At 64.0% G+C, this 26,803-nt stretch carries 24 protein-coding genes; 13 read left to right on the forward strand and 11 right to left on the reverse strand.

What is annotated here, in order from left to right:
• Positions 1-274 precede the first annotated feature (274 nt).
• Together AC1DS5_RS16610 and AC1DS5_RS16615 are read left to right on the forward strand one after the other, a co-directional pair.
• Positions 275-1,222, forward strand: a complete 948-nt coding sequence (locus tag AC1DS5_RS16610; RefSeq protein WP_477719350.1) for a pseudouridine-5'-phosphate glycosidase — start codon at positions 275-277, stop codon at positions 1,220-1,222.
• Positions 1,223-1,556: 334 nt separating this feature from the next.
• Positions 1,557-1,898 carry a histone protein gene (locus tag AC1DS5_RS16615; RefSeq protein ID WP_477719351.1) on the forward strand — a complete coding sequence of 114 codons (342 nt, stop codon included), beginning with the start codon at positions 1,557-1,559 and terminating at the stop codon, positions 1,896-1,898.
• 120 nt (positions 1,899-2,018) lie between these two features.
• On the opposite strand, the gene AC1DS5_RS16620 is transcribed toward AC1DS5_RS16615, so the two are convergent.
• On the reverse strand, positions 2,019-3,161 hold the full coding sequence (locus tag AC1DS5_RS16620) for an aminotransferase class V-fold PLP-dependent enzyme (protein ID WP_477719352.1): 1,143 nt from the start codon (positions 3,159-3,161) through the stop codon (positions 2,019-2,021).
• Positions 3,162-3,317: 156 nt separating this feature from the next.
• Here AC1DS5_RS16620 and AC1DS5_RS16625 point away from each other — a divergent pair, with 156 nt between their 5' ends.
• Positions 3,318-4,025, forward strand: a complete 708-nt coding sequence (locus AC1DS5_RS16625; RefSeq protein ID WP_477719353.1) for a Crp/Fnr family transcriptional regulator — start codon at positions 3,318-3,320, stop codon at positions 4,023-4,025.
• Between the two features lie 25 nt (positions 4,026-4,050).
• Here AC1DS5_RS16625 and AC1DS5_RS16630 read toward each other — a convergent pair whose 3' ends face one another.
• On the reverse strand, positions 4,051-4,965 hold the full coding sequence (locus AC1DS5_RS16630) for a LysR family transcriptional regulator (protein WP_477719354.1): 915 nt from the start codon (positions 4,963-4,965) through the stop codon (positions 4,051-4,053).
• A 265-nt stretch (positions 4,966-5,230) separates the two neighbouring features.
• Here AC1DS5_RS16630 and AC1DS5_RS16635 point away from each other — a divergent pair, with 265 nt between their 5' ends.
• The 4 genes from AC1DS5_RS16635 (at position 5,231) to AC1DS5_RS16650 (ending at position 10,155) form a co-directional block, all read left to right on the forward strand.
• Complete coding sequence (locus tag AC1DS5_RS16635) at positions 5,231-6,658, forward strand: M20 family metallopeptidase (protein ID WP_477719355.1); 1,428 nt, start codon at positions 5,231-5,233, stop codon at positions 6,656-6,658.
• A gap of 227 nt (positions 6,659-6,885) precedes the next feature.
• Entirely contained in the window at positions 6,886-7,881 is a 996-nt protein-coding gene (locus AC1DS5_RS16640) for a Bug family tripartite tricarboxylate transporter substrate binding protein (RefSeq protein ID WP_477719356.1), read from the forward strand.
• 49 nt (positions 7,882-7,930) lie between these two features.
• Positions 7,931-9,070 (forward strand): cupin domain-containing protein, encoded by a 1,140-nt coding sequence (locus AC1DS5_RS16645; protein WP_477719357.1) that lies wholly within the window; start codon positions 7,931-7,933, stop codon positions 9,068-9,070.
• Positions 9,071-9,375: 305 nt separating this feature from the next.
• The gene (locus tag AC1DS5_RS16650; RefSeq protein ID WP_477719358.1) at positions 9,376-10,155 is read left to right on the forward strand and encodes a cyclase family protein; all 780 of its coding nucleotides are present in this window, start codon (positions 9,376-9,378) and stop codon (positions 10,153-10,155) included.
• A gap of 163 nt (positions 10,156-10,318) precedes the next feature.
• Here AC1DS5_RS16650 and AC1DS5_RS16655 read toward each other — a convergent pair whose 3' ends face one another.
• Both AC1DS5_RS16655 and AC1DS5_RS16660 read right to left on the reverse strand, forming a co-directional pair.
• A complete protein-coding gene (locus AC1DS5_RS16655; protein ID WP_477719359.1) occupies positions 10,319-11,740 on the reverse strand; it encodes an FAD-binding oxidoreductase in 1,422 nt (473 codons plus the stop codon).
• A gap of 165 nt (positions 11,741-11,905) precedes the next feature.
• Positions 11,906-12,301: an EF-hand domain-containing protein gene (locus AC1DS5_RS16660; protein ID WP_477719360.1), complete on the reverse strand. Its 396-nt coding sequence runs from the start codon at positions 12,299-12,301 to the stop codon at positions 11,906-11,908.
• Between the two features lie 207 nt (positions 12,302-12,508).
• Between AC1DS5_RS16660 and AC1DS5_RS16665 the strand changes: the two genes are divergently transcribed.
• Complete coding sequence (locus tag AC1DS5_RS16665; RefSeq protein ID WP_477719361.1) at positions 12,509-13,078, forward strand: cob(I)yrinic acid a,c-diamide adenosyltransferase; 570 nt, start codon at positions 12,509-12,511, stop codon at positions 13,076-13,078.
• A 35-nt stretch (positions 13,079-13,113) separates the two neighbouring features.
• On the opposite strand, the gene AC1DS5_RS16670 is transcribed toward AC1DS5_RS16665, so the two are convergent.
• Positions 13,114-13,542 (reverse strand): hotdog fold thioesterase, encoded by a 429-nt coding sequence (locus AC1DS5_RS16670; protein WP_477719362.1) that lies wholly within the window; start codon positions 13,540-13,542, stop codon positions 13,114-13,116.
• Between the two features lie 137 nt (positions 13,543-13,679).
• On the opposite strand from AC1DS5_RS16670, the gene AC1DS5_RS16675 reads away from it, so the two are divergent.
• Together AC1DS5_RS16675 and AC1DS5_RS16680 are read left to right on the forward strand one after the other, a co-directional pair.
• The gene (locus AC1DS5_RS16675) at positions 13,680-14,987 is read left to right on the forward strand and encodes a hypothetical protein (RefSeq protein ID WP_477719363.1); all 1,308 of its coding nucleotides are present in this window, start codon (positions 13,680-13,682) and stop codon (positions 14,985-14,987) included.
• A 206-nt stretch (positions 14,988-15,193) separates the two neighbouring features.
• Positions 15,194-15,523 (forward strand): hypothetical protein, encoded by a 330-nt coding sequence (locus AC1DS5_RS16680; protein WP_477719364.1) that lies wholly within the window; start codon positions 15,194-15,196, stop codon positions 15,521-15,523.
• 3 nt (positions 15,524-15,526) lie between these two features.
• On the opposite strand, the gene AC1DS5_RS16685 is transcribed toward AC1DS5_RS16680, so the two are convergent.
• The 3 genes from AC1DS5_RS16685 to AC1DS5_RS16695 form a co-directional block, all read right to left on the reverse strand.
• Positions 15,527-16,855, reverse strand: a complete 1,329-nt coding sequence (locus tag AC1DS5_RS16685; protein ID WP_477719365.1) for a solute carrier family 23 protein — start codon at positions 16,853-16,855, stop codon at positions 15,527-15,529.
• A gap of 115 nt (positions 16,856-16,970) precedes the next feature.
• Positions 16,971-17,855, reverse strand: a complete 885-nt coding sequence (locus tag AC1DS5_RS16690) for an alpha/beta hydrolase (protein WP_477719366.1) — start codon at positions 17,853-17,855, stop codon at positions 16,971-16,973.
• A 254-nt stretch (positions 17,856-18,109) separates the two neighbouring features.
• Positions 18,110-18,712 carry a TetR/AcrR family transcriptional regulator gene (locus tag AC1DS5_RS16695; protein ID WP_011481094.1) on the reverse strand — a complete coding sequence of 201 codons (603 nt, stop codon included), beginning with the start codon at positions 18,710-18,712 and terminating at the stop codon, positions 18,110-18,112.
• A 99-nt stretch (positions 18,713-18,811) separates the two neighbouring features.
• Here AC1DS5_RS16695 and AC1DS5_RS16700 point away from each other — a divergent pair, with 99 nt between their 5' ends.
• A complete protein-coding gene (locus tag AC1DS5_RS16700; RefSeq protein ID WP_477719367.1) occupies positions 18,812-21,097 on the forward strand; it encodes an acetoacetate--CoA ligase in 2,286 nt (761 codons plus the stop codon).
• Positions 21,094-21,552: a YbaY family lipoprotein gene (locus AC1DS5_RS16705; RefSeq protein WP_477719368.1), complete on the forward strand. Its 459-nt coding sequence runs from the start codon at positions 21,094-21,096 to the stop codon at positions 21,550-21,552. Before AC1DS5_RS16700 ends, AC1DS5_RS16705 begins: the two co-directional genes overlap by 4 nt.
• A 32-nt stretch (positions 21,553-21,584) precedes the next feature.
• Here the strand turns inward: AC1DS5_RS16705 and AC1DS5_RS16710 are convergent, their stop codons facing one another.
• The 3 genes from AC1DS5_RS16710 to AC1DS5_RS16720 all read right to left on the reverse strand — a co-directional run bounded on the left by AC1DS5_RS16710 (position 21,585) and on the right by AC1DS5_RS16720 (position 25,073).
• Entirely contained in the window at positions 21,585-22,487 is a 903-nt protein-coding gene (locus AC1DS5_RS16710; protein ID WP_477719369.1) for a DMT family transporter, read from the reverse strand.
• 108 nt (positions 22,488-22,595) lie between these two features.
• A complete protein-coding gene (locus AC1DS5_RS16715) occupies positions 22,596-23,114 on the reverse strand; it encodes a flavin reductase family protein (RefSeq protein ID WP_041388150.1) in 519 nt (172 codons plus the stop codon).
• 144 nt (positions 23,115-23,258) lie between these two features.
• Positions 23,259-25,073, reverse strand: a complete 1,815-nt coding sequence (locus AC1DS5_RS16720) for a sigma 54-interacting transcriptional regulator (protein ID WP_477719370.1) — start codon at positions 25,071-25,073, stop codon at positions 23,259-23,261.
• Positions 25,074-25,333: 260 nt separating this feature from the next.
• On the opposite strand from AC1DS5_RS16720, the gene AC1DS5_RS16725 reads away from it, so the two are divergent.
• Positions 25,334-26,788, forward strand: a complete 1,455-nt coding sequence (locus AC1DS5_RS16725; RefSeq protein ID WP_477719371.1) for a benzaldehyde dehydrogenase — start codon at positions 25,334-25,336, stop codon at positions 26,786-26,788.
• The last annotated feature ends 15 nt before the right edge of the window (positions 26,789-26,803 follow it).

Below are 26,803 nucleotides of genomic sequence, written 5' to 3' on the forward strand. Positions count from 1 at the left end.
TTTAGGCGCTCAGCTGACGGCCAGTGAATTTTCCAGAATGGCGGTTTTCAGTCTCTTGCAGGCATTCGACGACACACGTTTGACCGGCAGCTGTTGGCCGACTCTCGAAGTTGAGCGCGCTTGCTGCGGCGATTCAGTGGGTGCCTGAGTCAGCCGTGCGATTTGCGCTCGCTGCATCATTGGCGCCTTGAACGGCGCCCCGTGCTTGCCCAGCAAACCGTAGACCAGCCTTATGCTGCACACTTGGGTGAACTACACCGTTGAAAGCATAGCCATGGTTGCTAACCTTGCCCACTCCTGGTTGATCCGCAGCGCGCCCGTGGCCGCTGCACAGGCCGCCGGCCGCCCGCTCGTGGCGCTGGAATCGACCATCATCGCCCACGGAATGCCCTACCCGGAGAACGTTCGCACTGCGCGCGAAGTGGAGGCCCTGATCCGCGACCTGGGCGCCGAGCCCGCGACCATCGCGCTGATCGGCGGGCGCATCCGCATCGGCCTTTCAGACGACGAGCTGGAGCTGCTGGGCCGCTCCGGCCAGGCACACAAGGTCAGCCGCCGCGACCTGCCGGCCGTGCTGGCCGGCGGCGGGCTCGGCGCCACCACGGTGGCCGGCACGATGATCTGCGCCGCGCTGGCTGGCATCGAGGTCTTTGTCACCGGCGGCATTGGCGGCGTGCACCGCGGTGCGCAGGAGAGCTTTGACATCTCGGCCGATCTGCAGGAACTGGCGAAGACCTCGGTGGCGGTGGTCTGTGCCGGTGCCAAGTCGATCCTGGACATAGCGCTCACACTGGAATACCTGGAAACGCACGGCGTGCCGGTGCTCAGTTGCGAGCAGGACAACTTCGCCGCGTTCTACACGCGCGACAGCGGCTTTCGCGCGGACTTCAGGCTGGACGACGCGGCGGAGCAGGCACGCTTCATCCGCACCAAGTGGGACCTGGGCCTCGCGGGCGGCGTGGTGCTGAGCACGCCGGTGCCGCAAGCGGCAGCGATGGCGCGCGAAGAGATCGACGCGCTGACGCAGCAGGCGCTCGCCGAGGCCAAGGCGCAAGGAATCACCGGCAAGGCCGTGACACCCTTTTTGCTGGCGCGCATCAAGGCGCTGACGGGTGGGCGCAGCCTGGCGACCAACATCGCGCTCGTGAAACACAACGCCGAAGTGGGGGCCAGGCTGGCCCTGGCGTTGGCACAGGCGGGGCGTGGGGCGGGCACAGCGTAGCCGCCCGGACGTCCGCTCTTCACCAAGCTTCGCGCCAGCTTCCAGCCTCCTGGCCGGGTCCAGCAGGTCGGGCTGTCAATGTCACCGTCCGCTTCTGGCATCGCTGCATGGTGGTCATTCGCGCAGCAAATCGTATCTGACTGCTCAGGGCATGCGAGCGGCATTGATGGCCGTCGGGCATGGCGCGACCGGCTGGTCAATTGCTCAATGACAGCAAATTTCCGGGCAGGTTGCTCCCGATTGAATGCCGGCGTGGAGAAAGAACTCAAATATTGGAGACAATACGGTACTGGCGAAATATCTCAGCCAGGTAAATAAAAAAGGAAATTCAGAAATGGCAACTGCGAAAAAAACGGCTCCAAAGGCTGCGGCAACTCCAAAGAAAGTAACGGCTCCTGCGAAAGTGGTGAAGCCCGTTGCCAAGGCCGCTGTGAAAAAAGCCCCCGTGTCGAAGACGGCCAAGGCCGTTGCAAAACTTGGCGCAAGCATCGCGAAGCTGACCGAGCGCAAGGACAAGATCAATGCAGAAATCAAAGTCCTGCGTGATCAACGTGCTTCGCTGAAAGTGGTTCCAGTGGCTCCTGCGCCTGCAGCACCAAAGGCAAAGGCTGCCCCCAAGGCAGCCCCTAAAGCTGCAGCGCCGAAGAAAGCGGCAAAGCCGACCGCCAAGAAATAATATTCTTTAGCGACACTGTTGCTTTGCAAAAAAGACCCTTCGGGGTCTTTTTTTTGCTCAAACCAATGGCCATTCTTTCCGCCACAACCGTGATGGCGCCACGGTGGGCTCCCTACGCGCTTACCGCACACCACTCAGTGCGGCCAATGCGCGAATGGCACTGATCACCTCCAACTCGGTGTTGTAGAAGTGTGGTGCGATCCGGATGACGTCATTGCGGGCCGACACGACATAACCTTGCGCGAGAAGTTTATGCTCCGCTGCGGAGGCGTCGCCCACGCGTATGGCAGTCGTTGATGCCTTGCGCGCAAGGTCGCGGGGGCTTGCGATGTGAAGTCCCAGGCGCTTCGCTTCACCAAGGGCGACGCCAGACAAGTGCTTCAAGTAACTTTCGATCAAATCCACATCCATCGAACCAATGAGCCCCAGCGCCGCACGAGCCGCAAAGGCGTTGATCATGGGCGGTGTACCGGTGTTGAAGCGTGAGGCGCCAGGCGCGAAATCCAACTGACGGATATCGAACGCGAACGGATTAACGCGGCCAAACCAACCGGTGTTGCTGGGAAGCAGCTGTTCTGCCACTGCGCGGCGTACGTACATAAACGCGATGCCCGGGCAGCCGAGCAGGAACTTTTGCGCGCCCGAGGCCAGAATGTCGATTCCGTCGCGCTGCACGTCAATGCGCACCGCGCCCGCCGACTGGTACGCATCGACAAAAACGAGCGCCTCCTTCGCATGCGCAAGTTCGGCAATGGCGGCTATGTCCTGCTGGAAGCCGTTGTAATAAGACACGTGTGACACGCTCACCAGGGCCGTACGCTCATTGATTTGTCTGGCGTAGGCGTCCAGGCTGATGCAATGGCCTTCGTCAGCTTCGACAAAGTCTACGTGCGCGCCTTTGCGCTGGTGTGCCAGCCAGACATGGCCGACCGACGGAAAATCGATGTCGCCGACGACAATGCCGTTCTTCTCCGGGGTGAAGTTCATGGCGCTGCCGATGGACGAGGCGGCGTCGGACACGGACGACATCGCGGCGACCTCGTCGGGGTGGGCGTTGATCAGACGGGCGAAAGCCGCCTTGGCCTCGTTCACCGCATCCATCCAGCCCGACCAGTCCATGCCCCTGTCGCGCCAGGATTTCAGATAATCCCCGATAGCCTGCTCGACCGGAAGGCTCAAGGCGCTTTGCGAGCAGCTCGACAGTTGTGCCTTCGAAGTCAGAATCGGGAACAGTTCGCGGGTGTGTTCGAAAGGGTGGCGCATGGATTCTTTCCTTGGGTTTGGTTTGAATGCGGATAGCTTGCAGCGTAGCTGCGAGTCACGCGCAATTCTGCAAAGCGCTTTACATTGCGGGCCAACAACAACAGCGCGCGTGCTGAACTGGCGTGGGGGCCGGTCCCGCGCCGTGGCGAGTGCACCATGACCGCGGCGCTGCCCCCGGCAAACGGCGTGGCCAGCCATTGCCGCGCGTTCTGGCTTGAAGACCTGGGCTACGACTGGCAGGCGCTTACCCGCGGCCGCCCGCAACGAAGGCTGGCCAAGGAGGCGGTGCTGTTTCACCAGGGCGGCACTGCCTCCACGTTGTATGTGGTGGTGCAGGGGAGGGTTCGCCTGGTGACGTATTCCGCTGCGGGCAGGGAGCGCCATCTGGCAGTGATCGGTCCCAATGGCCTGGTGGGCGACTGCGGCATGGTGGACCCGGGTCGGCACCTGACTTCGGCGGTGGTTTCGGCCGATGCCATGGTGTACGAGGTACCGGTACCCGAGGCGTTGAAGGCCATGCAGGCCGAGGGCATCATCTTGCGCCAGGTCCTGGCGTTTTCGGACCAGCGCTTTCAGGTCATGATGCATCACCATGACCTCCTCAGCGCGGGCGCCGCGATCAAGCGTGTGAGCTTTGCCCTGCTGGGTCTTGTGCACGTCTACGGCGTGCCGGACGCTCGCGGCCGTCGCATCCGCATCGGCTTTACGCAGGAAGAAATGGCCAGTCTTTGCAGTATCTCCCGGGTCAGCGTCTCCACCGCTTTCGGGGAGCTTGCCGGGCGTGGCCTGGTGTTGCGGGATGCCCGGCGGGTGATTGTCCGCGACGTGGCGGCACTCGAAGCATTGGCGCAGGACAGCGCATGAACACCCGTTGGCAGGCAGCCGGCCGTCAAACCTCCGCGTCGCCCAGTCGGCCCTTGATATAGTCAAGAAACGTTTTCACCACACCGGGCAGCGTGCGGCCCACCAGCGTCTGAAGTTCGATGTTGCGGCTGTCCAGATGTCGCTCGCGCAACGGCACTGCAACCATGGTGCCATCCGCCAGAAACCGGCGCACTGACACCTCGCCCGCCACCGAAGCTATTCCCCCGGAAAGGACAAAACGGTGCAGCGCAGTGGCGCAGTTGCTGGCAACGTGTGGTTCTATCACCAGGCCCACACGACTACAGGCGATGTCGAAGATTTGACGAAGGCTGTTCTCCGCGGTGGGCAGCGCCAGCGGATACGCAGCGAGTTGGTTCAAGGTGATGCTTTTCGATCGTGCCAGGGCGTGGTCCGGCCGCATGATGACCATGACCGGCGCGGGCTGGCGATGCTCGACCTTGATTTCCTTTTGCGCCAGTCGGTTGAAGGTCAGCCCGATGTCGGCATCGCCGTTGCGCACCATTTCAGAAACGTCGGCCGGCCCAGCCACGTTCAGGCTGAAATGGATTCCCGGGTAGCGCTGCTGGAAGTCGATGATCAATCGGGGCAGGAAGTCGATCGCAAATCCTTCGGTGCAGGCGAGGCTCACATGGCCTTTGTGCAGTCCCTGCAGCGCCAGGATATCGGCCACGACACGGTCGGCTTCCAGCGCTGAGTGACGCGCGTGGGCTGCCAGCACCTCGCCCGCAGCGCTCAATACCATGCCGCGAGGCCTGCGCTCGAACAACTGCACCTCCAGCACATGTTCCAGGCTGCTGATCTGACGGCTGATGGCAGAAGCGGCGACAAAAAGCCGTTCCGACGCTTCGCTGATCGAGCCGCATCGCGCCACTTCCAAAAAGTACCGAAGCGATGTTTCCTTGAGGTGGTCGGACTTCATAGGTTTACCCGTGCCATGCTGAAACGGCAACGATTGGATGTTAATTCTCTAATGGTAGCAATAGAAATTCTGTCTTATTCTCCGTTTAAACGCTGAATGACAGCCTAATTTCGACCCTTTAGCGGGGCCAGAACCGAACGATGAAACCGCCACTTTTTGCGATGCCTTGCGATTTCCTTGACACCCTGTTCGTGCTGATCTGCGGGATGCTATCCAGCACATGCGCCACCGAGCGCGCTTGGGCTTTTCCGCAAGGAGCGATACGGTGAGCAGGGACGACGCTATCCGCTTGGCCGAGCGCCATTTCGATGAAGGTGGTTTCATGCAAACCCTGGCACGCCGTGTCGCTGTGCGCACCGAAAGCCAGAAACCTGAGAGCCTGCCGTTGCTCTACAGCTACCTCACCGATCTCGTGGTGCCCGATCTGGAAGCCATGGGCTTCGCCTGCCGCATTATTGACAACCCCGAGCCGGATTGCAGCCCATTCCTCATGGCCGAGCGGATCGAGGAGGGCGCCGCCTGTACCCTGCTGACTTACGGGCACGGCGACGTGGTCAACGGTTACGACGCCCAGTGGCGCGACGGTTTGGGGCCCTGGAAACTCACGGTCGAGGGCGACCGCTGGTATGGCCGGGGCACCGCCGACAACAAGGTGCAGCACTCCATCAACCTGGCTGCGCTGGCGCAGGTGGTACGGGCTCGCCGTGGCCGGTTGGGGTTCAATGTCAAGGTATTGCTGGAAATGGGAGAGGAGGCCGGCTCCCGCGGCCTGCACACGATTTGCCGGCAGTACCGGGAGACGCTCGCCGCCGACGTTTTCATCGCTTCCGACGGACCGCGCCTTGCTGCCAGCGAGCCGACCGTGTTCCTGGGAGCCCGTGGCGGCCTGAACTTCGACCTGAACATCCGGCTGCGCGAAGGCGCGCACCACTCGGGCAACTGGGGCGGCCTGCTGCGCAACCCGGGCGTGCGTCTGGCGCATGCGATCGCCAGCATGGTGGACGAACACGGTCGCATCCTGGTCCCGGGCCTGCTGCCGAACAGCCTGCCCGATAACGTGCGCAGCGCGCTGCGCACTATCGCGGTGGGCACCGACGCGGACGCGCCGGAGATCGACCCGCAGTGGGGTGAGCCGGGCCTGTCGCCCGCCGAAAGAGTGTTTGGCTGGAACACTTTCGAGGTGATCGCCTTCAAGACCGGCAATCCAGAGGCGCCGGTCAATGCCATTCCGGCGCATGCCTATGCGATGTGCCAGATCCGCTATGTGGTCGGCAGCGACAACACGCAATTCCTGCGGCACATTCGGGAGCACCTGGATGCGCGCGGCTACACGGACGTGGAAGTCACGCAGAACGGTACCGAGGCCATGGCCACGCGCCTGGATCCGGACGATGCCTGGGTGCGCTGGTGCCTGGACTCCATCTCGCGCACGACGGGGCGCACCACGCGCCTGCTGCCCAACCTGGGCGGATCGCTACCCAACGATGCCTTCGCCGGGATCCTCGGCCTGCCGACGCTGTGGGTGCCGCATTCCTACCCCGGCTGTGCGCAACACGCACCCAACGAACACGTCCTGGGCAGCGTCACGCGCCAATCGCTGCAATTGATGGCGGGCCTCTTTTGGGACCTCGGGGAACAGGGCGAACAGCTGCGGCAAGTGCGAGCCGAAAGGGCCACGGGGCATAGAGCATGATGCTGCGAACTCTCACCGTCGGAGACGCCTGTCAACGGGGCGCGGCACGCCTCCATGCCACCTGTTCGGGCTACTGCCAACCACTGGCCATGCCAGGCGGCGACCACTCGCAGCTGCTGATGTGCGTGGGCATCCGGCACAAGATATGACAGCGTCTGGCAGCGTCTGGCAGCGTCTGGCAGCACAACCCATATGGCCTTTTATTCCTCACCCTGGAGATCGCCCGCATGAGCTCTCTTACGAACCCTTCGCGCCGTCGCCTTGCGCTTGCCGCAGCCGGCTTCCTGCTGTCCGCCTCCGTGCTGCGCCATGCTGCGGCGCAGCCCTGGCCCAACAAGCCGCTGCGCATCGTGGTGCCGTTCGCGCCGGGTGGCGCCTCGGACACGATTGCGCGGATCCTGGCCGACCAGCTGCAGCGGCGGCTTGGCCAGCCAGTGATCGTCGAGAACAAGCCCGGTGCATCGACCGTCATCGGCGTCGACACGGTGGCCAAGTCCGTCCCGGACGGGAACTCCATTCTGCTCGCGGGCGTGGGCAGCTTCGGCGTGCTGCCAGCGCTGCGCAAGACTCTGCCGTTCAATATTGACCAGGACTTCGCGCTGATCGCCCTGGTGACCTACACACCCAACATCCTGGTCACCGCTGCTGACAAGCCCTACCGCACGCTGGCCGACCTGGTGAAGGCCGCCAAGGCCAGGCCGGGCGATATCCGGTATGTGACTTACGGCGAAGGCAGCGCCAACCACCTGTGCGGTGAGCTGTTGGCACACGCGGCGGGGATCAGTCTGGAGGCCATCCCTTACAAAGGGGCCGCCGATGCGAAGCTGGCGTTGCTGCGTGGCGACGTGGACCTGAGCTTCGAGACACTGGCCAGTGTGGGAGGCGAGCTCAAGGCCGGTCGGCTGCGGGCCCTGGCCCACGGCGGCGCGGGGCGCACCGCGCTGCTGCCCGACCTGCCGGGCCTGGCCGAATTCGGTTATGCCCAGGCCGCCGTGCAGCCTTTTTTCGGCATGGCGGTTCCGGCGGCCACGCCGGAGCCGGTCCGGGCGCGCCTGACCAGGGAAGTGTTGGCGATCATGGCCCAGCCCGATGTGCGCGAGAAGGCCATCGCAGCCTACCTGGAGCCCGCCACGATAGGGCCTGCGGAGATGAAGGCCATTGTCCAGCAGGACACCGCCACCTTCAGGCGCGTCGCGCAGCAATTGAAGCTATCGCTCGACTGAATCGACGCGTTTTTACCATCCAAGGAGACGTCTTCCCATGAGCGAGGCAATGGAGACAAGGGCGATGCATGAGGACGTGCCGCTGGTACTCGACGGCATATGCGGCGCGATGGTCCAGCTGGGCTGTGAAAGCCTGGGGCCGACGCTGTCCTTCTTCACCGAACGGCTCGGGTTCCGGATCGACGCGATCTTCCCGGCCGACGACCCGAAGACCGCGCTGGTGTCGGGCCATGGCATCGCGCTGCAGTTGTCGGCCGGCGTGGCAAATGCTGCGCCGCGCCTCACCCTGCTTTGCGATGACCCCGCGCGCATCGCGCAGGGGCTGCGACAACTCACGGCGCCCAACGGAACCGTCGTTCGCTTTGCCGAGGCGAATCCGGCATACAGGCTGCCGCCCACGGTCCAGGCCCTGGTCATCAGCCAGGCGGGTGAGTCGACACACTGGACTGTGGGGCGCGCCGGGCTGCGCTACCGCGACCTGCTGCCGCAGCGCCATGGCGGCGCCTTCATCGCGTCGCACATCCGCATCCTCGAAGGCGGCCCGGTGCCGGACTATGTCCACTACCACAAGGTTCGCTTCCAGATGATCTTTTGCCGTTCCGGCTGGGTGCGCGTGCTCTACGAAGGGCAAGGCGCTCCGATGGTGCTGCGGGCCGGCGACTGCGTACTGCAGCCGCCGATGATCCGGCACCGGGTTCTGGAGAGTTCGGCCGGCGCCGAGGTGATCGAGATCGGCACGCCGGCCGAGCACATCACCATTGCCGAGCATGCCCTCACCCTGCCGTCTGCCGACCTGCCGCCGGACCATGAGTTCGGCGGCCAGCGGTTTGTGCGTCACACCGCCAGCATGGCGCCGTGGCTGCCTTGGCGGCTGGAGGGCTTCGAGCACCAGGACACCGGCATCGGTGGCGCGACCTCGGGTCTGGCAGGCGCCCGCGTGGTGCGGCGCATGGCCGGTGCCGAGGCGGCGTCTTCCCCGCAGCAGCACGACACGGAGTTCTGTTTTTACTTCGTCCTGTCGGGGAAGGCGGACTTCTGCCACGGCGACGAGCGCCTGCATCTGAAGGCCGACGACAGCATCACCGTGCCCGGCGGGCTGCGCTACGCTTTCGGCAACACATCGCCCGACCTGACGCTGCTGGAAGTGACCCTGCCGGATGCCGTGGCGCTGACCCGGGCGGTGGACTGAAAGCGCATGAGCACGCTGCAAGACTGCCAGCACCTCGATACGCGAGATGTGCTCCGCGCGCTGCGCGACCTCTTCATCGCGTTGGCGACGGGGGGCGCTTGCTCACATCCTGCGCTTCGGTTTTGCGCCGCTTTACCTGCGGTTCGTGGACCTATGACAGTCGGTGGAACATCTGCGCTCCGTACTGGACCGCGGTGAGTGGTGCCAGAACAAGTTTCAGCAGCGGGCCGCGGTGACCTGATCCACCTGTTGTCGAGCGCCGCCTGGGATCTTTTGCAGTACCTCGATCACTATGGGAGAACAGCATGAAACCTTCGCTTGCGCAATTTGCGCGTGATATTTCCACGGGCGCGCTGCGCGTGATTGATCTCACGCACACGCTCTCTCCCGAATTCCCGGCGTTGCAGCTGCCGCCGCAGTTTGGACAGGTCTGGGCGTTCAGGATGGAGCGTATCTCGCAATACGACGCGGCCGGCCCAGGCTGGTACTGGAACAACTTTTCCTGCGGAGAACATACCGGAACCCACTTCGACGCACCAGTGCACTGGGTGAGCGGAAAGGACTGTCCGAACAATACCGTTGACACCATCGATGCGCGTCAGTTCATCGGTCCGGCGTGCGTGGTCGATGCGAGCCGTGAAGTGGCGGCCGATCCCGATTGGCTACTCACAGTCGATTTCCTGGAAGCCTGGGAAGCGCAACACGGCCGCATCCCGGCAGGCGCCTGGCTGCTGCTGCGCACCGACTGGAGCCAGCGGCTGGCAGACCCTGCGGCTTTCGTCAATATGCGCGAAGACGGCGCTCACACGCCCGGCCCCACGCAGCAGGCAGTCGAATGGCTCATCCGCGATCGCGACGTGCGCGGCTTCGGCGTTGAGACCATCAATACCGATGCCGGCCAATCCTACGCCTGGCCGGTAGCCTATCCGTGCCACACGCTGATGCACGGCGCCAACAAGTTCGGACTGCAATGCCTGATGAACCTTGACCAACTGCCCGCACAGGGCGCGATGATTGTCGCCGCGCCCCTGAAGATTCAGGGCGGGTCAGGCTCGCCGCTGCGCGTGCTGGCCCTGGTGGAGTAGGTGCTGTCGCGCGTGCTGCGAGTCAAACTGTCTTCTGTTGCACTGTGTACTTGAATCTGCGATTCAAGACGAGGTCCAGGACGAGGTTCGGCCCCTGTTGGCTGCGTATCAACAGCTAACAAAACAGCTGTCAAAAAGAGCGCAAATCGGTGGTGCCCCACACTCACAGCGTAAAGATCTTGCCCGGGTTCATGATGTTTTTCGGGTCCAGCGCGCGTTTGATGGTGCGCATCATCTCGACGGCGCCATCACCGGTTTCCGTCACCAGGAAATCCATTTTGTGCAGGCCCACGCCGTGTTCGCCGGTGCAGGTGCCTTCCAGGCTCAGCGCGCGGTTCACCAGTTTGTGATTGAGCGCCTCGGCGATCTCGCGTTCCTCGGGAAGGTTGGGGTCGATCAGGTAGCCGAAGTGGAAATTGCCGTCGCCGACATGGCCGACGAGGAAGTAGGGAATGCCGCTGGCGTCGACCTCGGCGACCGACTCCAGCAGGCAGTCGGCCAGGCGCGAAATCGGCACGCAGGTGTCGGTGGAGATGGCGCGGCAGCCGGGGCGCGACTGGATGGCGGCGAAATAGGCGTTGTGCCGGGCCGTCCACAGCCGCGTGCGCTCTTCCGGCGTGCTGGCCCATTCAAAGGCTTTGCCGCCATGGCCGCTGGCGAGCTCCTGCACTAGCTCGGCCTGCTCTTTCACGCTGCTTGGCGAGCCATGGAACTCCATCAGCAGCATGGGCTCTTCGCGCAGGCCCAGCTTGGCATAGGCGTTCACCATGCGCACGGTGTTGTGGTCGATGAGCTCCACGCGCGCAATCGGCACGCCCATCTGGATCACTTCAATCGTGGTGCGCACGGCGGCTTCGATGCTGGGGAAGGAGCAGATCGCGGCTGAAATGGCTTCCGGCAGCGGATAGAGCCTGACGGTGACTTCGGTGATGACGCCCAGCGTGCCTTCGCTGCCCACCATCAGGCGCGTGAGGTCGTAGCCGGCCGATGATTTCTTGGCGCGGGTGCCGGTGCGGATGACCTCGCCGCTGGCCGTGACCACTTCCAGCGCGAGCACGTTTTCGCGCATGGTGCCGTAGCGCACGGCGTTGGTGCCGCTGGCGCGCGTTGCGCTCATGCCGCCCAGGGTGGCGTCGGCGCCGGGATCGATGGGGAAAAACAGGCCGGTGCTTTTCACCTCTTCATTGAGCTGCTTGCGCGTCACGCCGGGCTGCACCGTCACGGTCAGGTCTTCCGCGTTGATGGACAGCACCTTGTTCATGCGGCTCACGTCAATGCTGATGCCGCCCTGCACGGCCAGCAAATGGCCTTCCAGCGAGGTGCCGACACCAAACGGGATGACCGGCACGTTGTACTGGCTGGCCAGTTTCACGGCGTCGGCCACGTCCTGCGTACTTTCGGCAAACACCACGGCGGCGGGGGGTGGGGCGGCAAAGGAGGACTCGTCACGACCGTGCTGCTCGCGCACCACCAGCGCGGTGGTGCAACGCTCGGCGAAGCGGGCCTTGAGTGCCTCCAGCAGCGCGGCAGGTGTTTCGCGCTGGTGAATCTCCGGCAGCAAATGGACGGGTAGGGGTGCGTTCATGGGTGTCTCCAGGTCAATGGCACAGTTTACGACGTGCGCGTCGCGTCTGCCAAAGAAAGCGTGTGGAGGTCCCGGACGCCGGTGTGTTGCCGGAGCACCTGGAAGTCACGCGCCGCCGGTGCAGGCCGGCGGCGCTCCAAGGGAAAAGATGAAATGCGGAAGGGGTCAGGAGCCTGCCGCGCTGCTGAATTCGCTGCGCGAGATGAAGGTGTCGTGATCGGTGTCGATCAACTCGAAACGCTGCGCCACGGCCGGGAAATGCTCGGCTTCCTGGCGATCCAGTTTGCCGTCCCGGTTGGTGTCGGCCCGGTTAAACGCCGCCTCCAGGTCATTGCGGGTCACCCGGTTTGGCGGAATGGTAGTGGCTGTTGCCGAAGGCGCCAGCTGAGCCGACGGACTGCTGGGGCTGGCGGGACTGGTAGGTGAGGGCGGTGAATTTTGTGCCCGCGCGGCGGCGGCAGCGCCCATGGCCAATGCCGCCACCAGCACCACGCTGCGCAATTCAAAATTGCCAAAGTCAAGGTTGCCAAAGTTGGGAATAGAATGGTTTTTCACCGTCATGCAGAGATGTCCTTCAAAGGTTGCTTCAAGGTTGAACAGGGCCTGATTGCATCGCAAAGCGCACCAGGCGGCCAGCACTCTTGCAGGGTGTTTCTCCGCTGACATGGTGGCGGACCAGGACACATTTGCTTGCCTCGCGTAACGCCGTGCAGGGTTTCACGGATTTCACGGCGCCTCACCCCATCCACCCCTTCACACCTCACCCATATGGCCAACAGACTTTCACAGATCGCAACACGCACGGGGGACAACGGCACCACGGGGCTGGGCGACAACACGCGCGTCTCCAAGGACAGCCTGCGTGTTCATGCCATGGGCGACGTCGATGAATTGAATTCGCAGATCGGCGTGCTGCTCTGCGAAGAATTGCCGCCGGGCGTGCGCGACCTGCTGGTCGAAGTGCAGCACCAGCTGTTCAACCTGGGAGGCGAGCTGTCCATCCCGGGCTTTGAGCTCCTCAAGCCCGAAGCCGTGGCCCTGCTCGATACGGCGCTGGCCGAGCACAATGCCCAACTGCCGCGTCTGGCGGAATTCATTTTGCCGGCTGGCTCGCGGGCCGCGGCGCTCGCGCATGTGTGCCGCACCGTGGCGCGCCGCGCGGAGCGGGCGGTGGTGGCCCTGGGCGCAGCCGAGCCCCTCAAGGAGGCGCCGCGTCAGTACCTCAACCGCTTGAGCGACCTGCTGTTCGTGCTGTCACGCGTGCTCAACCGCATGAATGGCGGTGACGATGTGTACTGGAAAAGCGAACGCATGGCGAGGGCGGCCTCGGAGGAGTGAGCGTATCTTGAAGCCGGCAGCGTCGAGCCTGGATATCACGACTGCTTCGGCTGCAGCATCGCCATGGTGATGCGCGACACGCAGGTCAGCTCGCCGGCGTCGTTGGTCAACTCGATCTGCCAGACCTGGGTGCTTCGGCCAATGTGCACGGGCCGCGTGATGCCGGTCACCCAGCCGCTGGTTGTGCCCTTGAGGTGGTTGGCGTTGATATCCAGTCCCACAGCGCGATGCCCTGCAGGCGCTGTGTAAGCGGCGCCGCACGAGCCCAGTGTTTCGGCCAGCACCACTGACACCCCGCCGTGCAACAAGCCGTAGGGTTGGGTCGTCCGGCGGTCCACCGGCACGCGGGCGCGGATGAAATCATCACCCACTTCCAGAAATTCGATGCCCAGATGGGTGACGGCGCAGTTCGCGTTGGACGCGGTGAGCAATTCGATGGAGATGGGCTGTTTCCAGATGCGCATGGTGATTCCAGACTGATTCGGGGACAGGGCGCCCTCCACTATAAGGTGGCCGCCTACACCCGTTGGGTAACTTGTCGCGCCTTCCGCTGCCAGGACCGGGCGTAGGCTGGAAAAATGGCCACGAAAGCACAATCCCCATGACGCGCGCGCACCGCTGGCTGGTGGGGCTCGGCCTGGTCCTGGGCCTGCCGGCTTTGCTCTGGGTGGCGATGATGCGCCTCGTGCCCTCCGATGACGAGCTGGCGCGTCGCGCGGCCCTGCAACTGGAGGCGTGGCTCGGTGTCAAGGTCAACGTCGGTGCGCTGCGCTGGCGGTTGCTGCCGGCGCCGACGCTGGTGATCGAACATATCGTCACGGTGCAGCCGCAGCCCATCGTCATTCAGAAACTTACCGCTTATCCGGACCTGCTGGCGCTCTGGCAGCGCCGCGTGAAGATAGACCGTGTAGACCTGCAGGGCGCTACCGTGCCGCAGTTGTCGCTGGGTTGGGCGCTTGCGAGGCCGGAACACGGTCGCGAGCCAAGCGAATTGAGCGCCGGCGACATTCCGCTGGTGCGTCTGGTGTTTCGCGACGTGACCTGGATTTCGCGGCACGGTATTCCCGTCATTTACGACGGCGAGGTGGACTTTGATCCCGGCTGGCGGCCGCGTCAGGCCCTGGTGCGCCGTCCCGGCTTCAAGCCCGTCACCGACCTCACGCTGACCCGCGAGGGGCAGGATGACCGGTGGGCTGCCCGCATCAACGTGGGCGGCGGCACGGCCCACGGCACGATGGAACTGCAGACCCGTCCCAACGGCCGCTTTCACCTGGAAGGCACCTTGCAACCGAAGGATATGGAGGTGCAGAGTGCGCTGGCCGCCTTCAACCGCCGTTCCATCGTCGCGGGCAAGGCCTCTGGCAATACGGTGCTGTCCGCCCATGGCGACAACGTTGTCGAACTGGCGCAGTCGCTTCACACCAGGACCACGTTCGCCATGGGCTCTTCGAAGCTGCTGCATTTTGACCTCGACAAGGCGATTCGCAGCGCGGGCCAGGAGTTCGCCGGGCAGACAGCGCTCGAATCAGTCACCGGGCAGCTCGACACGCAGAACACACCGCAGGGCATGGTGGTCGACTACACCGGTATCAAGGCAGGGTCGGGTGCACTGACCGCGTCGGGAAAGGCCCGGGTGGCCAACCAGCAAGTCCAGGCTGAACTCTCGGTGGATCTCGTGGACGGTGTGGTCGGCGTACCCTTGCAAATCAACGGACCTCTTGAGAAGGTGAGGGTGTCCGTATCCCGCGGCGCGCTGGCGGGCGCCATGGTGGGCACGGCGATACTGCCCGGCGTTGGCACGGCGATTGGTGCCCGTGTAGGCGCCACGCTGGGCAAGATCTTCAGCCCGGATCCCGCGGGCAAGCCGGTTCCCGGAAGCGGCACCGGATCCCCCGGAAAGCAGCCCTGAGGCTCCCCACTCCCCGAACTGGCGGGCGCGAAGCCCCGCACATGTGTTTATTTTGGTTAACGCCGTAATGGCCCGTAACTTGGCCGTCCTTGGGGTATTCCAGTGGAGTAAAGTTTTAAGTCGATAAATCTCCAGCTTTGCGGCAATCCGCTATTCGGGCTATATCCGGTGTCGATGTCCTTGCAGCCTAACCCAAGGTCCTGACCATGTCCCAAAAGCCGCCCGCCTCTCCCCTTTCCACTCCGCTTGCGCGCGCGCTGGATCAGAATGACACGGCGAAAGAGACGATGGAGCAGGCGGCCGATGAACTGATGGTGATCAACACCGTACTCAAACAAGAAATTCCCGACCCCTTGCAAACCGGCGACGTGGCACAGGCCCTGCAAAAAACTGACGAAATCGAACGCAGGATTCAGGAGTCTGCCGACGAGCTGGCGCAGGTTCACCAGGTCCTGGCGCAGGAAATCGGCGAACGCGTCGCTTTGGAGCGTGAACTGGCGGCGATCAAATTGGCGCTGACGCGGTCCAGGGGCTAGGGCTTAGGGCCTTTGCGACGTGGGGCCTTGCGGCACCGTCAGCGCTTGTCGCTGGCGGTTGAGCAGCGCGTACAGCAAGATGGCGCCGAAAGTGGCGGTGCCAATGCCGCCCATCGCAAATTGCCCGAACTTCAGCGTGAAGTCGCCGGTGCCCAGCACCAGCGTGATGGCCGCCACGATCAGGTTCTTGTTGTCTGAAAAATCCACCTTGTTGTCGACCCAGATCTTGGCGCCGGCCACGGCAATGAGGCCGAACACCACGATGCTCACCCCGCCCATCACGGGCAGGGGAATCGCCTGGATCAGAGCGCCGAACTTGGGGCTGAAGCCCAGCATCACGGCAATCAGCGCAGCGACCACAAACACCGCCGTCGAGTAGATTTTGGTGGCCGCCATCACGCCGATGTTTTCGGCGTAGGTGGTGACGCCGGTGCCGCCGGCGCTGCCCGAAACAATGGTGGCCACACCATCGCCGATGAAGGCGCGGCCGATGTAGACATCCAGGTTTTTGCCGGTCATGGCGGTCACCGCCTTGATGTGGCCGAGGTTTTCCGCCACCAGGATGATGGCCACCGGCGCAATCAGCAGCATGGCATTCAGGCTGAAGACCGGCGCGGCAAAGCCGGGTACACCCACCCAGGTCGCGTTGGCGATGCCCGACAGGTCAATCGGCTTGCCCAGGCCCAGTCCGTTGGTGAGCACCGCATACACCAGGCTCGCCACCATCAGGCCGACCAGGATCAGCAGGCGCTGCACCATGCCGCGCGTCATCACGGCCACCAGCGCCACACTGACGAAGGTCACCACCTGCATCCACGAATCAAAGTTGCTCGCCGCCATGTTCTTGACGGGAATGCTCGCCAGGTTCAGGCCGATGACGGCCACCACGGCGCCGGTGACCACTGGCGGCATGACGCGCTCTATCCAGCCCGTGCCCACGAACTGCACGATGGCGCCTATCAGCGTGTAGACCACGCCACACGCGATGATGCCGCCCAGCGCCACGCCGATGTTACCGTTCAGGCCTTTGCCCGCATAGGCGGTGGCGGCAATCACCACGCCAATGAAGGCAAAGCTGGAACCGAGGTAGCTTGGCACCTTGCCCCCGGTGATGGCGAAAAATATCAGGGTGCCAATGCCGCTCATCAGAATGGCAATGTTGGGGTCAAAGCCCATGAGGATGGGCGCCAGCACGGTGGCGCCAAACATCGCAATCACGTGCTGCACGCCCATCATCGTCGTTTGCGGCCACGGCAACCGCTCGTCCGGCGCGATCACGCCTCCCTGCTGCAACACTGCGCTGCTTTTTTCTGTCCAGTCCAGCATTCCCATCACTCTCTCCCTTTGTAAAGTGTGGCAATGCTAGGGGCAATGGACGCATCCCACAAGAGCGACCGGGTGCCGGCAGAACGGGCACCCTGCGATCTGCGGCCGGCGATGGCCGGCCTCAGGCCAGGAACGAGGCGACGTGTTGCAGCACCCCGGTGTCTTTCAGGATCTTCTGGTGCCCCAGCCCTTCGGTGGCCACCAGGCGAGCACCGCCAATCGCCTCGCTGTACGCCACGCCATCGGCAAAACGGTTGATGCTGTCCTGCCGGTCATGCACCACCAGCGTGGGCAAGCGGATGCGCGGGCCCACCGCCGCCGGTTCAAACTGCGGCATCAGGATGCCTTCGCGCGCTTCAACGCGACGCTGCATGGCTGCGCGCGTGGTCTCGCTCAGGCCAAACACGTGGGCAAACAGGCGCGTGTACTCATAAGGCGAGGCGGGCGGGGCCAGCAGCACCAGCCGGTTCACCGGCAGGCCGCGGCTGGCGGCATAGGCGCCGGCGTTGGCGCCCAGCGAATGGGCCACCAAGCCGTGCACGCTGTAGCCCTGCTGCTGCAGGCGCGCCGAGACGTACTCGATCACGCGTGCGAATTGCGGCAGGTTGCTGGTCGAGCCGCGGCTGCGTCCGTGCGCGGGCATCTCGACGATCATGGGCCGCATGCCCTGCGCCGCCAGCGTGTCGGCCAGCGCCAGCATCTGGCCGGCGTGTCCGCCCCAGCCGTGCACCAGCAGAACGACCGGGCCCTGCGGCGCGATCGGGCGTGAATAAAGCGTCAGGCTGGCATCTTCAAACGGCCACTGCTCCAGGTGCCAGGCAGGGCTCCAGGCTCTGCGGCGGCTCAGCCATTTGGGCGGTAGCGGCGTGCCAAACAGGCGATAGGCCGCACGCACGGCCAGCGCCGGCCAGATGCGCTGCGAGGCTCCCAGGCCCCAGCGGAACACCCGCGTGAGCGGGCTGGCGTTGTAGTAGGCCGTGGTGGCCTGCAGGGATGTACGTGTCATGTGGGACTCTCCGTTTTTGAATCAGCAGGGGGCAGGCTCCGGCGGCTTCAGTCATTCAGTTTCAGTAATAGATCCAGTCTTCATTGCTGCGCGGCAGCTGGCGCAGCGAGGCCAGGGCGGCCGTCACACCGCACACCAGCAGAAAACCGATGAACGAAAAAATGATGATCAACATGGCATCTTCCTTTCTTCGCACGATCGTGCGAAATTAGAGCAAACACAACAAACAAGGGCACGTGGGCATCCCTCAACAATCAGGTTTTGTAGCTGTTAATCAGGCGCTCCCAGGATGCCTGGGTGCGCTCGGCCGCGCGCGGGTCGCGCAGAAAGCGCGCATCGTGCAACAGCCCAATGGACAAGCTGCTGATTTCGCTGACCAGCTGCTCGGGGTCGGTGTCTGGTTGCAGGTGGCCGGCCTCGATGGCCTGCAACACGGTACGGCGCAAGGCGGCGCGCCAGCGCGTCACTTCCTGCAGCAGCGTGTTGCGCAACTCGCCCTCCTTGTCGTCCAGCTCGAACGCGCCGGCCGTGTAGATGCAGCCCTGCTGCACTTCGACGTCGCGCGTGCGCACAATCCAGCGGCGCACGATTTCGTTGAGGCGTGGCAGGCCCTTGGGCTGCTGCATGGCCGGTACAAAGACGTCGGCCAGAAAGCGCCGGCCAAACTCTTCAATGACAGCCTTTTGCAGAGCCTCGCGCGAGCCGATGCGCGAGAACACGCCGCTCTTGGACAGGCCGATCCGGTCGGCCACGGCCTGCAGCGTGATGGCCTCCAGGCCTTCCGCCGCTGCAAGATCAATTCCCGCGCCAATGATGGCGGTCCGGGTCATCTCGCTTTTCTGGGTTTTGGCGTCCATACGGTGAATATTAGCACGATTGTGCGAAATTGCAAATACCGCATTTCCGGGGGCGCGTTGACCCTTCTCACGCCAAGGTCGTGGCGTTAAGCTCGCACCATGAGCGCACCCTATATTCCCCAAATACGCCTCTACCAGGACTGGTTGAAGGCCACGCGCGGCCTGTCCTTTGACAGCTATGACGCACTGTGGCGCTGGTCGGTGACCGACCTGGAGGCCTTCTGGCAAAGCATCTGGGACTATTTTGAGTTGCAGTCGCCGACGCCGCACACGGCCGTGCTGGCCGAGCGGCGCATGCCCGGTGCCCGGTGGTTTCCGGGTGCCCAGGTCAACTACGCGCGGCAGGTCCTGCGGCATGTGGACAAGGCCCACGCAGCCGGTTTTCCGGCCCTGGTCAGCCACAACGAAAAGAGTCTTGCCAGTGGCCGGCACCGCGAACTGAGCTGGCCCGCCCTGCGCCAGCAGGTCGCGTCGCTGGCGCTGCACCTGCAGGCCCGGGGGGTGAAGCCGGGCGACCGTGTGGCCGCCTATTTGCCCAACATTCCCGAGGCCATGGTGGCCTTCCTGGCCGTGGTCAGCATCGGCGGTGTCTGGAGCATTTGCGCGCCCGACATGGGCACCCACGCCGTGCTGGACCGCTTCAAGCAGATCGAGCCCAAGGTGCTGATCGCCTGCGACGGCGTGCACTATGGCGGGCGTGATCTGGACCGCACCGGCGTGGTGGCGGAACTGCGGGCCGCACTGCCCAGTTTGCAGCACGTGATCGTGCACGACAACCTGCGCGCTGCAAATTCAATGGCAGATTGCACACGGTTCGACAGCGCTGTGGCCCAGGACGATGCGCAAACTGCGGCGTTTGAACCGCTCTGGCTGCCGTTTGACCATCCGCTGTGGATTGTCTATTCCAGCGGCACCACCGGCCTGCCCAAGCCCATCGTGCATGGCCACGGCGGCACGCAGCTGGTGGCGCTGGCGCTGAAGACCCTGCACAACGACATTGGTTGCAGCTACGAGGCCAACAGCTGGGGCGAGCGCTACCACTGGTACAGCTCCACGGGCTGGGTGATGTGGAACGCACAACTGAGCGGCCTGCTGAACGGCACCACCTGCTGCCTGTTTGACGGCAATCCCGGCGGCAGCAAGGACAAGCCCGACTGGACCACGCTCTGGCGCTTCGCGGCCGACCTTGAGGTGACGTTCTTCGGCGCCGGTGCCGCCTTCTTTGCCAACTGCATGAAGGCGGGGGTTGAGTTGGCGGAATGCGGCGACCTGACAAGGGTAAGGGCACTCGGCAGCACCGGTTCACCGCTGAGCGAAGACACGCAGCGATGGGGGGCGGAGCAATTCCGCAAGCTGCATGCGGCAGGCACGGGGACCTCCACCATGCGCAGCGCCGGGCCACCCCAAGCAAGCACAGTCCCCTCGGGGGGAAGCGTAGTACACGAAGTGGCAAGCGTGGGGGCATCAGCCGTGCGCAGCGCCGGGCCGCCCCAAGCAAGCACAGCCCCCTCGGGGGGCAGCGCATTACACGAAGTGAAAAGCGTGGGGGCTCCCATATGGTGGTGCAATATTTCCGGCGGAACGGACTTTGCCGGTGCGTTTATCGGCGGCAACCGCGAACTGCCGCTGGTGCCGGGCGAGATGCAGTGCCGCCTGCTGGGCTGCGCGGTCGAGGCCTGGAATGAACAGGGCCAGCCGGTGATTGGCGAGGTCGGCGAGCTGGTCTGCACCCAGCCCATTCCGTCGATGCCGCTGTATTTCTGGGGCGACACCGGCGCAATGGAGCCCTTGGGCGGCGATGCCGCCTACCCCCCGAGGGGGTCCGGAACCGGCTCGGGGCGGCCCAGCGCCGAACCCGGCCCGCGCTACCTGTCCAGCTACTTCGACATGTACCCCAACGTCTGGCGGCATGGCGACTGGCTCAAAATTACGCCTGCGGGTGGCTGCATCATCTACGGCCGCAGCGACGCCACCATCAACCGCCACGGCCTGCGCATGGGCACCAGCGAGCTGTACAGCGCGATAGAGGCGCTGCCCGAAGTGCTGGACTCGCTGGTGGTGGACCTGGAGTATCTGGGCCGCGAAAGCTACATGCCGCTGTTTGTGGTGCTGCGCGAGGGTGTGGCGCTCGACGACGCCCTGAAAGCCCGGCTCAACGGTGCGATCAAAACCGCGCTGTCGCCGCGCTTTGTGCCCGATGCCATTTTTCAGGTGCCTGAAATTCCGCGTACCCTCTCGGGCAAAAAGCAGGAGCTGCCGATCAAGAAGTTGCTGCTGGGGCAAGCGCTGGAGAAGGTGGTGAACCGGGACGCCATGGCCAACCCGGACTGTCTCGCGTGGTATGTTCAGTTCTCGAAAAACTACCTTGCCGAAAGGAGCGCATGAAACGACGACTGATGAGGCTGGCCGCCCTGGGTCTGCTTGCCTTGATGACCGCGTGCGCCACCGGACCGGGCACCGCTCCTTCGGGCGCCGCACCGGCATCGGGTGCGCCATCTGCGGCCTCCGGGCTGCGTGTGACCGGCACCGTGTCTTACCTGCAGCGCGTCGCCTTGCCGCCCGACAGCGATGTCATCGTTCAGCTGCGCGATATTTCGCGCCTGGACAGCGCGTCCGGCGTATTGGCCGAGCAGCGGTTCACTGCCAGCAGCCAGGTTCCCTTGCCGTTTGAACTGACAGTGGAGCCCGGCAAGATCGATCCGCGCATGCGCTACGCGGTCGCGGCACGCATTCAGCGCAACGGGAAATTGCTGTTCATCAACGACAAGCTCTACCTGGTTCTCACGCAAGGCCACGGCAACCGCGTCGAGATGATCTTGCACATGGTGGCGAAACCCTGAAGCGCGCTGAGCGCTGACTTTTTCAGGCCCGTTCAGGCCACCGTCGCCGGCTGGCGGTTGACCAGCACCACCCCCGCGGCTACCAGCGCCAGCGCCGCGAGCAAACCCGGCGTCACACTTTCCTTGAGCCACAGGGCGCCAAACAGCAGCGCAAACAGCGGCGTGAGAAAGACAAACACTGAAATCCGGGTCGCCGGGTAGCGCCCCAGCATCCACATCCAGGCCAGGTAGCTGGCAAAAGCGCCGATCACGGTCTGCAGCAGCAGCGAGGTGATGGCAAACGGGCTGAATTGCCAGACCCACACCTCGCCCAGCGCCAGTGACAGCGCCGGGAAGGCCACGGCACTCACGGCCAGTTGGTAAAAGAGCAGCTTTTCCGCCGCAATGTTGGTCAGGCGGGAAGCGCGAATGACCACGGTGGTCAGTCCCCAGAGCAGCCCGGCCAGCAGCGCCAGCAGGTCGCCGCGCGCCGTCGATCCCTGGCCGGCCGTGAAGCCTTCGCGCAGGGCAAACACCACGGCGACAAAGGCCCCGAGCAAGCCAACCCATTGCAGGCCGCGCAAGCGTTCGGCCTTGACCCACAGCGGCACCAGCAGGGCGACCCAGAAAGGCGAGGTGTACAAAAACACCGTCAGGCGCGAGGCGCTGGTGTACTGCAGCCCCAGGTAGATGCAGGCAAACTCCGCGCCGAACAGCGCACCTGCCAGCAGGCCGGCCCGCAGGGAGCCGTCACGGCCAAACAGCGCAATGCCGCGCCACAAGCACCACAGTCCCAGCAGGGCCGTGGCGCCCAGCAAACGCAAGGAGGCCTGGAACATCGGCGGGATTTCGCTGATGGTGGCCTTGATCAGCACCTGCTGCAGGCCCCACAACAGGCAGCAGCCCAGCAGCAGGGAAATGGCGAGGGCATCGAGGTGGGCTTTGCGTGCGGTCATGGGCTCAGGATGGAATGTGGAAGGAGGCACGGATCGCTATCGTGCGGTGCCGTGAAGTGCAGCGTCACAAGACGCAGCAGGTTCAGTGGGTGACGCTTCGGCGCCAGTTCACAAAGGGTGCTCGGTGTAGAACCTGCCGCCATGAAACAGCAGCGGCGCCGCGCCGGCGCGGTGGCTGCAGCGCTCCACTTCGCCGACGAAGATCACATGGTCGCCTTCCTCGTAGCGGCTGCGGTTGAAGCATTCGAAGGTGGCGGCCGCGCCGCTGAGCAGGGGAGAGCCGCTCGCGCCTTCGGTGAACAGCACGTCCGCCCAGCGGTCTTCGCGCCGGCTGGCAAAGCGTTCGGCCAGCGCTTTCTGGTCCGCCGCCAGGATGTTGATGGCGTAGTGCGATCCGGCGCTCAGCGCAGCCATGGAGCCCGCTGCCTGCGCCAGGCTCCAGAGGACCAGGGGCGGGTTGAGCGACACCGAATTAAAGGAGTTGGCCGTCAGGCCGACCAGCACGCCGGCCGGCGTGCGCGCGGTGACGATGGTGACCCCGGTGGCAAACATGGCCAGCGAGGCCCGGAACTCTCGTTGGGAAAAGCTGGGACTGCTCGCTTTGCGCGGAATGGAAGGGGTCGGCATAGACGGGTAATTTAACTGAAGCGCTTGAAGCGCACCGGCCACAGGCTTGGCGGCCCTCCCGCTTGGGTGCGATGCTGGGTGGGTGAGCGGGTGGGGGCCGAAGCTGGCGGGGCAGCCCGAAACCTCAAGGCAAGTGTGCGCGAATCACAGGAGGCGATGCTTTCTTGCGCGGTAGGCCAGCTTCGCCCGCGTTGTGTTGAGCAGCCGCGCTGCGGCGGACAGATTCCCCTGGGATGTGGAAATCGCCCGCAGGAGCGTTTCGCGCTCGGTCTGGTCCAGAGACTGCGGAGCCTGCGCCGCGCTTGACGGTGTGGCTATCGCCAGGGCTTGTGCGCAGCCTGCAGGCTCTGCGAAGTTTAAAGTTGCGGAGCTTCCCTTCAGCCGCAGCGTCATGATGTCGGTGCTCAGGGTTTCGCCACTGGTGAACAGGTGGTGCACATCGATCAGCCCTTCCATGTCGGCCATGATCACAGCGCGTTCGACCAGGTTTTGCAGTTCGCGGATGTTGCCTGGAAAGGCATAGTTCAGCAGGGACCGAACCGCGGCCTGCGTGAAGCCGCCAGTGTTGCAGCCGTGCTTGCGCCGGTAATGGTTCAGAAAGTGGTTCATCAACAGGGGAATGTCATCACGCCGCTCGCGCAGGGGCGGCAGGTGAATGGGGAAGACATTGAGCCGAAAGAACAAGTCCTCGCGGAACTGTCCCTCCAGCACGGCCTGACGCAGCGCTTCATTGGTCGCCGCCACGACGCGCACATCCACTGCAATGCTGCGCGTGCCTCCCACGCGTTCCACCTCGCCCTCCTGCAAGGCGCGCAGCAGCTTGCCTTGGGCGACATAGCTCAGCGAGCCAATCTCGTCCAGAAACAGGGTGCCGCCGCTGGCTCTCTCAAAGCGGCCCGGCCGCGAGTGGCTGGCGCCGGTGTAGGCCCCGCGTTCCACGCCAAACAGTTCGGACTCGATCAGGGTTTCCGGGATGGCTGCACAGTTCACCGCCACAAAGGGCCGGTCCTTGCGCGGGCTGATCTTGTGCAGCATGTGGGCAAATTTTTCCTTGCCCACGCCGGACTCGCCGGTAAACAGCACGGTGGCCGAGGTGCGCGCCACGCGGCTCAGCTGGTGGCAGGCGGCGTTGAAGGCCGAGGAGGCACCGACCATCGCATCACCGGCGGAGGCCTCGACCTGGGGCAGTTCGGCGGCGCTGGGGGCTGGACGGGCGTAGGCAGCGGTGTCGACAAACTCCCTGACGTTGAGGTAGCGCATGTCTTCCGCGATATCGTCCCACTGGTCGGCTGATTTGCCTATCACCTGGCAATGCGCTTCGCCCATGGCGCGGCACTGTGTTTCCCGGAAAACGACGAGATGGCCGAACAATGTGCTGACATAGCCCGTGGCATAGCCCACCTGCATCCAGCAGGCGGGTGAGCCGCCAATCCCGTAGGCAGCGATGTGTTCATCGTCTTCGCTGGAGTTGTGCCACAGAAATTCGCCTTCATAGCTGCCCGTTTCGGGCTTGTACGAGGCCTGCACCACTTCGACTTTCACCACCCCCTCCAGCGCATGCAGGCGCGTACCCGCGAGGGCGATGGCCGACGGATCTGCATCGGGCCACTGCCGCCGCACCAGTTGGGCATCGCGGGCGCCGCTGACATAGCCCGCACGGGTGAACAGTCCGCGGGCCTGCTCCAGCCCCAGGCTGTCAATCATTTCACGCCGCAGGGAGCCCAGGGCTTCCGTGTGCAACAAGACCATGCGCTGGTCTTGCAGCCAGATGCGTCCGTCCCCCGGAGAAAAAAACAGGCATTCGCTGATGTCGGCAATGTTGGGGTGGGCATCGCCGCCCATGTGGGCACTGGCAAATCCGCCCAGGGCTTTGGCCACCAATGCGCTGTCGAAGTTGCCAAGGGTCGTGCCCGTGGCCCGGGCCACGTCGGCCAGGGAGATGCGCGAAGTGTTGCCCATGGTTTTGTTTTTTTTATTTGATCAATTGCGCAAATGTAGTTCATGTTTATAACCATTTGATCAAAAAATAAAACAGGGATTTCCCTTTGCTGCACCGCAGTAATTGGACTTGGGGTATGTCCCTAGTCCCCCTCTCGAAAAGACCTCAATGCGGGGCCGCAGGCGGTTGCGATTGCGGGTGTTGGTCTGTGCATTGCAACGCATCCGGTATGTCACAGAAAAAGTGACGAACTGATAAACCAACCGAAAGGGCTTTTCCCATGGGTGCAGCAGATGTAACAGCATTTTTTAATTTTTCCGGCCTGAAGCAAGCTGCCTTGGGTGGCGGTGCGCGCGATGTGATCGAACCCGCCACGGGCCAGGTGTTGTGCACCGTGGGCATTGCCGATGCGGCCGACGTGGCCGCCGCGACTGCCGCTGCCGCTGCCGCGCAAAAAGCGTGGGTGGCGGTGCCTCCGCGTGAAAAGGCTGAAATTTTTCGCCGTGCCGCCGCCCTGTTTCAGCAGCATGGTGATGAGTTGGCGCTGTTCGCCGCACGCGAGACGGGCGGCATTTTGGCCAAAGGTCAGCATGAAATTCGCGAGGCCGCGCTGATCTGCAATCTGGCCGCCAGCATTCCCCTGCAGTCGCAAGGCCATGTGCTGCCCAGTGTGCCGGGCCGCACCAGCATCGCGCGCCGTGTGCCGCACGGCATTGTGGGGGTGATTTCGCCCTTCAACTTCCCGATGATCCTGACCATCCGCTCGGTGGCCCCGGCCTTGGCCGCTGGCAATGCCGTGGTGGTCAAGCCTGACACCCGCACCCCCGTAACGGGTGGCCTGATGATCGCCCGCATCTTCGCGCAAGCCGGTTTACCCAAAGACTTGCTGCAGGTCTTGCCGGGCGACGCTGAAGCCGGTGAAGCCCTGGTCATTGACCCGCTGGTGCCGATGATTGCCTTCACCGGTTCGCCCGCTGTGGGCCGCCGCATTGGTGAGCTGGCTGGCCGCCACCTGAAGAAGGTGTCGCTGGAGCTGGGCGGCGCCAACTCCCTGATCATTCTGGACGATGCCGACCTGGATGTGGCCGCCAGCAATGCCGCCTGGGGTGCCTACTTTCACCAGGGCCAGATTTGCATGGCTTCCAACCGCATCCTGGTGCATGAGAGCATGGCCGCCGAGTTGACTAGGCGACTGATTGCCAAGGCCACGCATTTACCGATGGGCAACGGTGCCAGCGGCCAGGTAGCCCTGGGCCCGCTGATCGATGCCAGGCAGCGCGACCGCGTGCACGCCCTCGTGCAGGACAGCGTGAAAGCGGGCGCCAAGCTGGAAGCCGGTGGAGTTTTTGACGGCCTGTTCTACAAGCCGACCGTGCTGACGGGCGTCAAGGCCGGCATGCGGGTGTATGACGAAGAAACCTTTGGCCCCGTCGCCAACATCATCACTTACAAGACCGATGCAGAAGCCATTGCCCTGGCCAACAACAACACCGGCAGCCTGTCTTCCGCCGTCATCTCCAGCTCGGTAGGCCGTGCCATGGCCGTGGGCCAGCAGCTGAAGTCCGGCATGGTCCACATCAACGACCAGACCGTCAATGACGACTGCGTCAACCCCTTCGGCGGCCCCGGCATTGCGGGCAACGGCACCAGCGTGGGCGGACCGGCGGACTTGGAGGAATACACCATGTGGCAGTGGATGACGATCAAGGACACGGCTCCCACCTACCCGTTTTAAGTCAGATTTTTGAGG

The sequence above is a fragment of the Polaromonas sp. P4_H1 genome, from assembly GCF_056400945.1.